Source organism: Candidatus Paceibacterota bacterium, assembly GCA_035530615.1.
Taxonomy (GTDB): domain Bacteria; phylum Actinomycetota; class Actinomycetes; order Nanopelagicales; family Nanopelagicaceae; genus QYPT01.
Window position 1 is genome coordinate 156,456 of record DATKUL010000003.1, and the last position, 13,181, is coordinate 169,636.

A 13,181-nucleotide genomic window follows, 5' to 3' on the forward strand; every position below is an offset into this window, starting at 1 on the left:
TAGATGTGCGGTATCGCGGGGAGAGTTGGCACTCACGCTGGAAGTCGAGAAGTCTTAAAGAAGATGACTGACTCCCTTCTTCATCGTGGTCCAGATGACGAAGGTTTTTTTGTACTCCCTGGTGTCGAACTCGGGGCACGTCGGCTTTCAATCATTGATGTGCAAGGCGGGCATCAACCAATCGTGACTAAGAACGACGAAGTTGCTGTTGCATTCAATGGCGAGATATATAACTTCGTGGAGTTGAGGAAGGAATTACTCTCTCGTGGTTGCCCTCTAAAGACCCAAGGTGACACGGAAGTCATCGCTTATCTTTATCTGTTGGATGGTGTCGAATTTGTTCATAAATTGCGGGGAATGTTTGCAATAAGCATCTGGGATGCAAGAAGTCAGACTTTATTGTTGATTCGCGATCGGATGGGCGAGAAGCCCCTTCTCTACAGCACCAAGGCAGATGGTGGAATGGACTTTGCCTCAGAAGCTAAAGCGCTACTGAGAGTCGGTGCGGCAAGAGAGGCAGATTTGAGAGCCGTGGATTTCGTTCTTGCATTTGGGTATGCCCCTCCACCTATGACCGGTTTTTCTTCGATCGCCGCACTTCCTCCGGGTCACCTTCTCAGATGGAGGGCGGGAAAGATTTCGATTGAGAGATATTGGAAATTTGATTCGTCAAAAAAAGAAGCATTTACGGAGGAATCGGCGAAGGAGGCAGTACACGCAGCACTAGAAGATTCGGTCAAGATGATGATGGTCTCCGAACGACCTTTGGGTGTCTTCTTAAGCGGTGGGGTGGATTCGACCCTTGTAACTGCCTTGGCTGCTAAGAATTCAATGCAGAAACTAAAAACCTTCTCTGTTGGATTTAAAGATCAGCGATTTGATGAATCGAAGTACGCCAAGACCGTTTCGGATCATCTTGGCACTGATCATCATGAACTCATTGTCGACCCAGATCCTCTCGAGATGGTTGAGATTTTGACATCGACTCTTGACCGACCATTCGCCGACTCTTCTGTAATTCTTTCATTTCTGTTGAGTGAGTTTGCTCGATCCGAAGTGGTGGTTACCTTGGGTGGAGACGGAGGCGATGAGGCACTGGGAGGGTATTCGCGTTATCTCATGCTAGAAAGACGGCATGCCGCCAATGTTGCCCTGAAAATACTTTCACCACTCTCGCCATTTCTCGGAAAATTCGAATCTCAGTCCAACGGAAGAGTATTTTCCAGATTGGAGGGCGCTCTACGCCCATATCCAAACAAGCAAGCTCGATATAGAGGAATGGTCTCTTTGGTACATGACAGCGAACGTGCCAAGCTTTGGCAAGGAAGCGTCGCTGGAGGAAGGGGCGGTGGCGGTCCAGGCGAGTGGTTTGACTCAATCTGGCAGAATGCGAGCGCACTTGGTGCGAGGGATCGAGCGCTGGCCGTCGATATCGAAACTTACCTTCCCGAGGATCTCAATTTCAAAACTGATATTGCATCGATGGCACACGGTTTGGAGCTGCGTGCTCCCTTCCAGGACCATAAATTCATGGAACTCTGCGGGAGTATTAGTCCGGATTTGAAATTCCGTCATAGGACGACCAAATATTTATTGAAAGAGATCGCAAAGAAGTATGTGCCTGAAAACATAATTGATAGAAAGAAGATGGGATTTGGTTTTCCGCGCGCCAGTTGGATGAGAAATGAACTCAGCTCACAGGTGTCGGAAGTGCTTCTTGGCTCGACCGCCAGAAATCGGGGATGGTTTAATCAGACTGAAGTGAGTCGCTTAATAGATGTTCATAAAGGTGGAGTGGATAAGGATCGCATTCTTTGGCCGCTCTTCGTCATCGAACTTTGGGCGCAGAAGTGGCTAGATTGAAGAGGCGGAATAGGGATTTGATCATTATTGGTAGGGTAGTTGTTAGTCATGAAATGGAGCACTTAAGGGCGGGAGTCGTGTGAATAGGTTGCGAAACCGCTGGTATCTGAGCACTCTCGGCCGGTCAGCGAGGGTACTTTCACGGAAGGACCAAAAGAAGGTCGTTGCCGTTGCTGCCTTGCAAGTATTCATGAGTGGCTTGGACTTGCTTGGGGTTCTAGTAATTGGCCTATTGGGCGCTGTCGCGGTCAGTGGAATTGAATCGAATCAACCCGGGGATCGCGTGAGCGCGGTATTGCGATTTCTGCACATCGAGGACTCTCCATTTAAAACGCAAATCGTAATCCTGGGCCTTACAGCCGTACTTCTTCTAGTGGGTCGAACGGTATTTTCGATATTATTTACGCGCCGAATACTTTTCTTTCTTAGCCGGAGAGGTGCTTCAATTTCGGCGAATCTAGTTTCGAGGTTGCTGGCTCAACCATTGTTGATGATTCAATCGAGGACTACCCAGGAGACTCTTTACTCCGTAACCCGAGGTGTCGAGTACATAACCCTTAATGTATTGGCCACCTCAGTTGTTCTCGTGGCAGATGTTTCTCTACTTGTGGTTATGGGGATCGGATTGTTGATCGTGAATCCAACAACAGCGATCGCGACTGTCGTTGTATTCTCCGTGATCGGATTTTCACTTTATCGCCTTTTGCACGTTCGCGCTGGAGAGCTCGGTCTCGAGTCTTCGAGACTTACTATAAGCAGTAACGAGAAAATTGTTGAAGTATTTAGTTCTTATCGCGAATCTATTGTTCGTAATAGGCGCGATTATTACGCGCGTGAAATCGGAAAATTGCGTTTTTCTCTTTCCGACACTATGGCGGAGATATATTTTATGCCATTTATTGGTAAGTACGTTATTGAAACCGCAGTGGTGCTCGGCGCGCTGCTAATCGGTGGCGTCCAATTCATATTTCAAGATGCCACTCACGCTGTAGCGACTCTTGCGATCTTTTTAGCAGCCGGAACGCGCATTGCCCCTTCCGTGCTTCGAGTACAGCAAGGTTCAATTCAAATTCGAGGTGGCCTGGGCGCCGCTGGGCCAACGTTAGATTTGATTGAAAGCCTGGGAAATGCCCCCATGGTGGAGAACGTTGATGACACGGTTGACGTGGTTCATGAGGGCTTTGTCGCAAGTATTGAGGTGGACGGAGTTTCGCTCACCTATCCCGGTAAGGCAACTCCGGCGATACAAAATATTTCACTCTCTATTCCGGTCGGATCTTCCGTTGCAATTGTCGGACCGTCGGGGGCTGGCAAGACCACGATTATCGATGTGCTTTTAGGTGTTCTTTCCCCAGATTCAGGAACCGTGATGGTGTCTGGATTGGCGCCGCTTCAGGCAGTGGCAAAATGGCCAGGAGCCATTTCATATGTACCGCAAGATGTTGTCATCTCAAATGGCTCGATCCGTGAAAATGTTGCTCTGGGCTTCCCTCCGGAAGCCGCTACGGATGAACTTGTAATGAGTGCATTGACCGTTGCGAGCCTGGAGGACTTCTTGGTTGACTTGCCGGAGGGAATAGATACCGCAGTTGGAGAACGCGGAGCGAAAATAAGCGGAGGTCAGAGACAGCGATTAGGCATTGCTCGCGCAATGTTTACGAAGCCTCATTTATTGGTTTTGGATGAGGCTACCAGCTCATTAGATGGGGAGACGGAAGCGAGTATCTCCGCAGCCATCCATGCACTTAGAGGTTCAACCACGGTTGTGATGATTGCGCATAGGTTGTCGACTGTGCGCAACGCAGATCTGGTGGTCTATATGGCGGGTGGCAAGATAATGGCTACTGGGACATTCGAAGAGGTACGAAGCGCGGTACCCGATTTTGATCGTCAAGCGAAGTTAATGGGACTCTAGATCTTCATTTCCTTGTAGAGATCTAAGTATTTTTCGGCACCTTTGTCGATGTCAAAATATTTCTCAGCAAGTTGGCGGCATCTCATGGGCGTTTCTGGATCAGACATGAGGTTGAGGAGCACTTCTGCCTTTATGGAGAGATCTTTTGGCGAACCATCGAGGATTACTCCAGCGTTGAATTCCGTTAAGTACTCGTCAAAGTCACCAAGTCCTGCATTTACAACCACTGGTTTGCCGCATGCGAGAAACTCTGCAACTTTTGTTGGCATAGCTGCCTTGAGTGATGGTCCTGCATCCAATTTGCAGATGGACAAGCCGAAACTATATTCAGAAATACGATTGGCCATTTCGTTCTGCGTTGACTCAAATACGTGACTCTCTCCAGCGTCTAGAGATCTGCGATGTGATTCGTGAGGACGAGCCCAGTGGACTTCTATTTTTGCGCGTGTGGAGAGCTCGTCAATAAATTTCTTGCTAAGGCCAAGATCGTAGTAATTGTTGTAGGTCCCTGAGTACAGCCCCCTGAAGGGTGAATTGATCGCCGGGTTGAATTTAAAGCGATCTAAATCAACGGCCGTTGGCACGACGATGCGTAATTTAGGTAAGCGATGATGCCGGCGTTCAAGTTCCGGCACGACGCTATGCGTAAGAGTGGACACTGCAGATGCGTTGAAACTAGAAATATTTTCGAGAAGTCGGTACGACCTCAGAACTCGTTTTTTAAGGGGGTTCGGTTCGATGTATGCCTTTTGATCGGCCCACAAACTCCGAACGTCCCAGAGAATGGGAGCTCTTCTGGAAAGACTCGCCGCAACAGCGGGGATGTCACTTCGCGCGTGAATCACATTTGTTTCAGGAATGTGCTTGCTGATTTCCATGAGCCGAGTGAATCCACCGAGTGCTCCGTTGGCCTTGAATTGGCGCAAATCCCACTGAACACCTAGCGATCTGAGTAGATCTCGAGTGGCGGAAGATGGCTCGACCTTTTCAAAGCTGATCAAGTTAATGGATAGGCCCGCCGAGGAGAGGCGCTGCATGAGCGGCAGGATCTGGCTTGAGCCCACGCCCTCAGAAACAGAATCCACTGTTATGTAGGAAAGGTCAAACTTCCTTGGCTGAGACAAAGAGCATTCCTCTCAAGTGGGGTGACGTACCTAGAGTACAGATTGGAATGCTTGATCCCATTTAGAGAGCAGAATTTCGCTGTTGTGATTCTGCGCAAGATAGTTCTGACCTCTGGTCACAACGTCCCGCGCAAACTCGTGATCTTCGAGTACCTGAGACAACTTAGATTCCCATTCTTTAGGAGTTTCGCATATGGTGTCGGTCCCAGCGCTCATTGCCACCCTCTTGTAAGCGGGACTTGAAGAAGTAAGACAAGGAAGACCGAGACGCCACATGATCAACAACCGATTCTCCGGTTTCATAAATTGAAGTTTATTCTGCAATTGAATAGGGATGATCGAAGCAGTTGATCGTCTGGCAGCATCAACTAGGTTAGATTGAGTCCACGGGATGATTTCAGAGGATTCATATGCTCCATGAAGACTTCTTCTGAGCAGCGATGAGGTTTGACCTGAAAAGAATTTTCCTAAAAGGCGATAGTAATTGGGATCAGTAACGAAATTTAAATGGATGCCACGACTCTTCTGTAGATTTTCGAGAGCCTCACGAATTTGCGCCACGCCCGCAAGAGTGGCGGGCATTCCCTCCCAGAGAATTTGTGGAGGTTGAGTTGAGTTCTGGGAGTGATCGCCGAAGGGAAGAAGTGGCATCTCTTCATGAGAATCCAAAATCACGTGAACATTTGTCGAATACGTGAGAATCATTTCGCGCTGTTCGGTGGAGCTGCAAATGACGGCAGCAGATTGTGAGCATAGATTGGCAACAAACTTTGTAAATGGCTTTGGCGTGCCAGAAAGTTGACCGGCAAGAACCTTGGAGGTTCCTCGGAACCAGTCGTGGAGAACTGACTCAGTGGCTAAATATCCGTCCACTAAGTCAAAAACTATTGGAGCACCGCTCGTTTCTTTCTTGTAGGCGCTTAAGTTCGATCTTTCGGAGAGGAGCAAAACATCATAAGGTTCGTTCAAATCCAGAACAATTTCATGCCCGCGATTCTTTGCCCAGAATGCGACTCTCCTGCGATCGCCAGGCGCCGATAAGTCCTGACTGATCGGCACATAGCCGATTCGAATCCTTCTCATGTTCTCTCAGGACTGTGGGGTGATATCGCCTCCGCAAGCAATATTCCATCTTTGTCTTTAGTAGAGATCTGAGAGATCGGGAGGGGCCAAGTAATTCTTAGTGAGGGGTCTGAGTAGAGGAGTGATCGTCCACTCGTAGGAACATATTCGCCGCAGATCCCATAAATTACTTTTGTATTTGGTGTAAGTGTCTGAAAACCGTGTGCAATTCCTTTGGGCAGGATCAATGTTGTGGGATGGTCAGCATCCAACTCAATGCTCGCCCACCGTCCAACAGTGGATGAGTCTGGCCTTAGGTCGACTATGACGTCGTAAATCCTGCCTTCGATGCAAAGAATTAGTTTCTCTTCCTCATGTGGAGGCACCTGGAAATGCAATCCTCTTAGGGTTCCAGCCGAGGTGTTTTCTGAGATGGCCAACGAATCAATATTTAGACAAGAACCCATTGATCGATATTCGTCGACTTCAAAGAACTTGGTGAATGATCCGCGGTTGTCAGGAACTCGATTAGCCTTGATCGCTCTTACGCCTTGAATTTGTTCGAGTGCGACGGATGTTTTCATCTAGGAAATCATTTCTAGGGTAGGTATAACTTGCCAAATTCGAGTATCGCTGGAACTTTGCATTCTTATAAGGGGGATTAATTCATTCTTGATATTCCAAGGGAAGATGATGATGTCGGTTGGATTCATTTCATACATCTTCTCCGGGGAGATGATTGGGATTCCTTGAACAGGCATAAATCGTCCTTGCTTCTCGTAACTTGTATCCGCAATTCCGATTATCCAATCTTTCTGGATTTTTGAGGCGTTTATTAGGGTGCTGGCTTTGGCTGCGGCCCCAAATCCGTAGACGGTTCGCCCTTCTTGATGGGCCCGGTTTAGCCAATCGTGGAAGGAACGAAGAGTGGACTCAACCCGCGCTGCAAAAGAATCCCAGGCTTCTACATCGAAGAGCCCAGAGTCGATCTCCCTGGAGACAGAGTTTTCAACCTGCCCGCTGCTTGGCGTCGCCGACCCTTGGAGACGAAGCCAGTACCTATTGGATCCTCCGTGTGTATTGATCCTCTCAACTTCGAAAAGCTCCAGGCCAAACTCGGCGGCTATAACTTTGACGGAGTGAGCGGTGAGGTACGAATAATGTTCATGATAAATAGTGTCGAATTGATTGCCCTCAAGGAAATTCATCAAGGAGGGATTCTCGATGCTGATGAGAGTATTTGGGCCGGCCATTTTGGCAAGGCCAGAAATGAAATCGCGAATGTCGGGAACGTGAGCCATGACATTGTTGGCGACGATCAACCTGGGGTGGCCCTTTCTTTCAAGTAATGACTCAGCAAAAGCCAAGCCAAAGAATTCACTCTCGGTGGGGATGCCCTTTTTAAGGGCGATTTCTGCGACATTTTCGGCTGGCTCTATACCAAGAACTCGGACGCCAAGGTCTATGAAGTGTTGAAGGAGGTATCCATCATTGCTCGCGACCTCGAGAACCCAATCTTTATTCTGGAAATTCAACCGTTTGGTTACCTGAGTCGCATAAATTCTGGCATGTTCAATGAAGCTTGCGCTCATGGACGAGAGGTACCGGTAATCACGAAAAAGACGGCTCGGTGTCACGACATCTTCTACTTGTCCTAGCCCGCAGCGGCGGCATATCCGCAAGTGGAGAGGAAATTTCTCTACTAGCTCAGATTCAGCCTGCCAGAGTTCGTTCGCAATGGGGAGGTCGCCCAAGTCGATGGCAGAGAACAATTCAGAGTGATTGCAGCCACGACAAAAATCCCTGCCTCGCCCAGGTATGAATGGATTAGCCATGGATGCCTGGGATATATGAGCGCATGGGGTAAGACTAGTGGTTGGTGTTATTCGCAAACCTGATACCTGGTAAAAGCAGAAACCCCTCGAAGATCCAGGGGCGCTATCTGCCCACTTTGGCGTTGGCGGCCCTGTAGTCAGAGCGAGCGCAATCCATGCGATCCGTGGCTTTTTTGGAAGAGATTGAATGTTTGACTAATCTAAAACCGTGAAAACTTTGACGGAACCACAGTATGACTCCTGAGCGAATCGGTGTAGTTGGTGCTGGGATCATCGGGCGTGCAGTTGCGCGGCGACTTGGAGAGTTGCGCGGCGACGCGATGATCACGGTCATCGATAAGGAAGTCACGGTCGGTGCTCATCAGACCTCACACAACAGTGGAGTTGTGCACGCCGGGATCTACTACGCCCCCGATTCCCTCAAGGCGATCTTGTGTAAGCGAGGGGATCCAAGAATGATCTGGTCAACGGTTTGATCTATCCAGTGCCGGATCCGAACTATCCATTCTTGGGTGTTCATTTCACCCGCCGCATTGATGGGCATGTAGACGTTGGCCCAAATGCTGTGTTGGCCATGTCGCGGGAGGGCTACCTTCGTCGTGACATATCACCTAAAGATCTCTGGACTACATTGCGCTGGCCCGGCTTTCAGAAGTTGGCTCGGACTCACTGGAAGATGGGGATCTCTGAGGTTGTCGGATCCATGAGCAAGCATCAATTCTTGAAGCGTGCCCGAACTTACGTGCCCGAACTTCGCGACCAGGATGTGGTGCGAGCGGGTTCCGGAGTTCGTGCTCAGGCAGTCGACCGCGACGGCAGTCTGGTTGAAGACTTCCGGATCCATCGACTTGGTCGTGTATTGGCGGTGCGCAATGCGCCATCTCCAGCGGCTACGTCCAGTCTGGCTATCGCCGAGTATGTATGTGACGAACTCTTCAAGGGCGATAACTAGCCTGCTTGATCCGATCACGGCAAATGGTTATCTAGGTCTGCGGCGTCTCTGGTCTTGGCCAGGGCGTGGCTCGCCTTCTCTGTTCACAAGGGCCACTGACCTTTCGGAAGTATTGGGTAATCCTCTTACCCTTCCAGACGTGAGCAAGCCAACCGCAATCGTCTATGTTGATGGGTTTAATTTGTATCGGAGGGCTTTGAAAGGGACACCTTATAAGTGGCTCGATCTGCTTGCTTTGTCCTCAGCACTTCTTTATGAGTATGACGTCATTCTTGTTCGATATTTCACTGCTCATATTTCTCCTATGCCGAATGATCTCTCTCAAGGGCAGAGGCAACAGGCGTATCTTCGCGCCCTGACAGTGAACCACAAGATCAAGATTCACTTAGGCAAGTTTAGATCAGATGCTCGACTCATGCCGTTGCATCCTTGGGAGTTCAATGTAGATGGGCGCCCTAAGACTGTGAAAGTCAAAAAGACAGAAGAGAAAGGTTCTGATGTCAATCTTGCGACATATTTTCTCTTCGATATCTTCACCAAGAAGGCAGATGTATTTGTCATCTTGACAAATGATTCAGATTTGGCTGAACCTCTCCGTTTAGCGAAAGATGAATTGGGACAGACTGTTGGCCTCATCTTGCCAACGGATACACCATCATCGGAGCTACTCAAAGTTGATCCACAGATCATTCGCCAGATTCGCCAAGGAGCGCTAACAATCTCTCAGTTACCTAAGGATCTCTATGATCGTCACGGAACGATAACAAAACCAGAGTCTTGGTAAAAGCAGAAATCCCGACCGAAGCCGGGATTTCGCAGCCAGCCACCGAAGGGACTGGGGGTGTTGAGGAAAATATAGCAGATTTGTCTGGGCCTACGTCGTCTCTGGTCTTGTCCTGGGTGTGGCTTGCGACTAACGAATTTAGGCTTTTCCACGATGGGTGCAATATATGCAATCCCACTTGGCTCTTTGGAACCAGTGATGGATACCAATTCTGCGTGGTGTGGACCGACATCAACGAATTTAGGCTAAACGCCCGCACGCGAGGTTAAGCCACGTGCTATCCCCAATCGGGTCTTGAACTCTTCTTTGAGATGCGAATAAAGATATCTTTGCCCAGCAATTCATTCGCTGCCGGGAGACCTTGTTGGCAAATATTTACTGTTATGTTGATGAATACGGTGATATTGGAACCTCACATAAGTCGTCACCCGTTTTCGTGCTTTCCGGGGTACTTGTTGCAGAAGAAGACGTTTTTGCAAGTCGAGAATTAATGATAAGCCTTCGCGTTGATCTCGCTCAAGGATCAAAAAGTCTACATTGGGTTAAGAATGCTCGTAACTGGGATAGACGCCAACATATCGTCGATAGTATTTCAAAGTTACCATTGAAGTTGATTTTTACGGTAGCGGTCAAACGTGACTTGCGAGCGCCCTACCCATTGTCAAGTCAAGATGGCGCGGCGCTTCTATGGGCAACGCAACTTCTGGCGGAACGTGCACTTCTCGCTGCTCGAGATTGGCCCGGAGGTTCCCGTCATCTAAAACTTCGACTTTCAAGCATTAAAGGCTGGAATGCTCAACGCACAATTGATTCTTTAACTCGAGCAAGATTGGAGTCGACCTGGGTTCCGTGGGGCTTGCTTGAAGAGCCCGTCAAGATATTGAGTAATGCAGAACTTGATGGTCTTCAACTGGCAGATCAAGTGTGCGGAGCTTTTGGCGCGGCGATTACGCCCGGTGTATTAAGTAGCAATTTGGATGTCTCGCATTTTGCAAAACTTTATCCCTTGATTAGAAGGAGTGGAGCGGGGGAAATATTGAATTATGGAATCAAGGAAACGAGCCCATTTGTAACGACATTGCCATGGTGGGGAACACTTGGATAAACGAAACCCCTCGAAGATCCAGGGGCACTATCTACCAACCTTGTGGTTGGCGGCCCTGTAGTCAGAGCGAGTGCGATCCCTGCGACCCTCGAGGGGCTTCTGAGGAAAATATAGCAGATCTATCTAGGCCTACGTCGTCTCTGGTCTTGTCCTGGGCGTGGCTTGCGACCACCGAATTTCGGTTTATCTGCGACTGGTGCAATGTATGCAATCCCACTTGGCTCTTTGGAACCAGTGATGGATACCAATTCTGCATGGTGCGGACGGACGTCGACGAACTTGGGGTAAACGCCCGCACGTGAAGTGAGTCCGCGGACGGCACTCTGCTGTTTGGATGTAGCAAGAGTCACGACGACACCTGCTTCTCCGGCACGAGCTGTTCGACCAGCGCGGTGGAGGTAATCCTTGTGATCGGTTGGTGCGTCAACGTGAACTACCAATGAGACGTCATCGACGTGGATACCGCGCGCTGCGACATCTGTGGCAACTAACGCCGCGGTTGGATTGGATTTGAAGTGCTCAAGTGTCCGCGTACGGACGGCTTGTGACTTTCCACCGTGGAGTGCACCAACAGCAACGCCGACACTTGCGAGTTTGTCTGCAAGACGATCGGCACCGCGTTGTGTCTTAACAAAGAGGATTGTGCGGCCATCGCGGGAAGCGATTTGTGCCGTGATCTCGTCCTTGTCACTTGGGTGCATCACAAGAACGTGGTGTTCCATGGTGCTGACAGAGGCACGGTCATTTTGAAGTGAATGAGTCTTTGGGTTGTTGAGGTATTTCTTGACGAGTGAATCAACGCCACGATCAAGAGTTGCGCTGAAGAGCAGGCGCTGACCGTTTGGTCGGGCTTGATCAAGAATTTCTTTGACAACCGGCAAGAAGCCCATGTCGGCCATCTGATCGGCTTCATCAAGAACGGTGATTTGTAGATCATCGAGTTGAACCTCACCGCGGTTGAGAAGATCAATGAGGCGACCAGGAGTTGCAACCAGGATTGGGCAGCTCTTGCGCATGGCAGTGATCTGCTTTGCGTACGGCATTCCACCGGCGATGACAACCGAGTCAAGACGGATTGCCTTGGCCAGGGGAGTAATAACATCGTTAATTTGTAGCGCTAATTCGCGAGTTGGTGTGAGGATCAAACCAAGTGGGCGGTGAGGGGCTGCTTGCTTGCCCTGCAGGTTGCTGAGCATCGCCAGGCCGAACGCCAGAGTCTTGCCCGAACCAGTCTGTCCGCGACCAAGAATGTCATCTCCATTGAGTGCATCCGGAAGGGTGGCAACCTGAATTGGGAAGGGTGAATTAATTCCTTGGCTGGTAAGGATCTGTACTAGTTCAGCGGGAACCCCAAGCTCGGCGAAAGTTGTTGTGGTCTCTTCATTGGGCTTGTGGTGTGACGCTTCCACAGTGCTCTCTTGCTGGACATCGGTGATGTAATTATCGTCAGCACCGAAATCTTCGCCATAGCCGCTGCTTGAGTGGGATGGCGAATGAGAATTTGAATGTGATGCAAAAGTGTTCTTTGATCGCGAAGTCGTCGCGCGGTTGAAAGTACGGTTATTTGGCGTAGCGGTTCCGCTGTGGGCGCTGCGAGTTGGAGCAGTGGTGCGCTTTCCACCGGGGATGAACTTGACGCGCTTCTGCGGTTCAAAATTAGGACGGCCATCTCCGCGGGCAACCTCGGCGATGCGGGCATCACGGCGTGTGGTTGGACGGGTGTCTGGACGGGTTGCGGGGCGTTCTTCGCGACGGGCAGGTGCGTACTTTGAATTGCGTGGCGCAGAACGGAATTCGCCTCTTTCGGCGCGGGGCGCGGCGGTGCGAAAATCTTCGCTCCGCTCAGATCGCTCGGTTGGAGTGGTTGTGCGAGACTCGGCAAAGCGCTTGGCACGCTCAAGTGAGCGAGGGTTGTTCTTGAGGCGCTTGCTCGGGGTGTTTGTGGACCCTGGCTTGCCACCCTTAGCAAAGGCGGGCTTTGCCGACTTTGCGTAGGCAGGCTTGGATGAAGATTTGGCCGGCCTCTCAACAGAATCCGTGGATGAGGTACGGGTAATCGGGGTGGCGGCATTTCCCTTGCGGTGAGGCTTAGGAGATTTCGCGCGCACAGGAGTTTTAGAGCGTGGTTGTAATGACATGTTTTAGCTATACCAATCGAGACGACAAGCGCGTCTCGGTACGACTGGCCAATTCAAGCGGTATTGCGTTGGATCTGGGCCGGTCGGGTGGTGATAAGACTCGCAAGTAAGCGCAAATACTGCGCTTTAAGGGAAGAAATCACTGCTCCGGTTGGAGCAACGGGGGCAATCTTACCGTGGATTGTGGGTGTGGATTACCAGAGGTGGCCTGTCATGGGCGATGGAGAAAATCCCTTATGAGAAAAGTTATGGATTTTTTGCCTTTTGCGAGGACGGGACATATATATCATCAATGGTATATACTATCGGTGGTATGTGATTCACATGCTCATTGAAACAACTCGGGAGTTTGAAATATGGCGACAAAACATTCGGAATCTAGCGATACGGGATCTCAGAATGA

At 49.9% G+C, this 13,181-nt stretch carries 9 protein-coding genes and 1 pseudogene; 5 read left to right on the top strand and 5 right to left on the bottom strand.

The features are described 5' to 3' along the window. The first annotated feature begins 3 nt into the window (after nt 1-3). Both asnB and VMW30_09275 read left to right on the top strand, forming a co-directional pair. Nucleotides 4-1,863 carry an asparagine synthase (glutamine-hydrolyzing) gene (gene asnB, locus VMW30_09270; GenBank protein ID HUW88541.1) on the top strand — a complete coding sequence of 620 codons (1,860 nt, stop codon included), beginning with the start codon at nt 4-6 and terminating at the stop codon, nt 1,861-1,863. Nucleotides 1,864-1,942: 79 nt separating this feature from the next. Continuing rightward, nucleotides 1,943-3,778 carry an ABC transporter ATP-binding protein gene (locus tag VMW30_09275; GenBank protein ID HUW88542.1) on the top strand — a complete coding sequence of 612 codons (1,836 nt, stop codon included), beginning with the start codon at nt 1,943-1,945 and terminating at the stop codon, nt 3,776-3,778. Here the strand turns inward: VMW30_09275 and VMW30_09280 are convergent. The 4 genes from VMW30_09280 to VMW30_09295 are packed head-to-tail and all read right to left on the bottom strand — an operon-like array spanning nt 3,775 to nt 7,556. Further along, the gene (locus tag VMW30_09280) at nt 3,775-4,902 is read right to left on the bottom strand and encodes a glycosyltransferase (GenBank protein HUW88543.1); all 1,128 of its coding nucleotides are present in this window, start codon (nt 4,900-4,902) and stop codon (nt 3,775-3,777) included. The two genes, VMW30_09275 and VMW30_09280, sit on opposite strands and share 4 nt — an antisense overlap. Nucleotides 4,903-4,932: 30 nt before the next feature. After that, nucleotides 4,933-5,985: a hypothetical protein gene (locus VMW30_09285; GenBank protein ID HUW88544.1), complete on the bottom strand. Its 1,053-nt coding sequence runs from the start codon at nt 5,983-5,985 to the stop codon at nt 4,933-4,935. After that, nucleotides 5,982-6,548: a dTDP-4-dehydrorhamnose 3,5-epimerase family protein gene (locus tag VMW30_09290; protein ID HUW88545.1), complete on the bottom strand. Its 567-nt coding sequence runs from the start codon at nt 6,546-6,548 to the stop codon at nt 5,982-5,984. The genes VMW30_09285 and VMW30_09290 overlap by 4 nt, the downstream gene beginning before the upstream one ends. Beyond that, nucleotides 6,549-7,556 (bottom strand): class I SAM-dependent methyltransferase, encoded by a 1,008-nt coding sequence (locus tag VMW30_09295; protein ID HUW88546.1) that lies wholly within the window; start codon nt 7,554-7,556, stop codon nt 6,549-6,551. Nucleotides 7,557-8,032: 476 nt separating this feature from the next. On the opposite strand from VMW30_09295, the pseudogene VMW30_09300 reads away from it, so the two are divergent. The 3 genes and pseudogenes from VMW30_09300 (at nt 8,033) to VMW30_09310 (ending at nt 10,640) form a co-directional block, all read left to right on the top strand. Further along, nucleotides 8,033-8,751 (top strand): annotated as a pseudogene (locus VMW30_09300) (FAD-dependent oxidoreductase). Between the two features lie 139 nt (nt 8,752-8,890). Continuing rightward, nucleotides 8,891-9,535, top strand: a complete 645-nt coding sequence (locus VMW30_09305) for an NYN domain-containing protein (GenBank protein HUW88547.1) — start codon at nt 8,891-8,893, stop codon at nt 9,533-9,535. A 364-nt stretch (nt 9,536-9,899) separates the two neighbouring features. Further along, nucleotides 9,900-10,640: a DUF3800 domain-containing protein gene (locus VMW30_09310; protein ID HUW88548.1), complete on the top strand. Its 741-nt coding sequence runs from the start codon at nt 9,900-9,902 to the stop codon at nt 10,638-10,640. Between the two features lie 119 nt (nt 10,641-10,759). Here the strand turns inward: VMW30_09310 and VMW30_09315 are convergent, their stop codons facing one another. Next, nucleotides 10,760-12,778: a DEAD/DEAH box helicase gene (locus VMW30_09315; protein ID HUW88549.1), complete on the bottom strand. Its 2,019-nt coding sequence runs from the start codon at nt 12,776-12,778 to the stop codon at nt 10,760-10,762. Nucleotides 12,779-13,181: the final 403 nt, after the last annotated feature.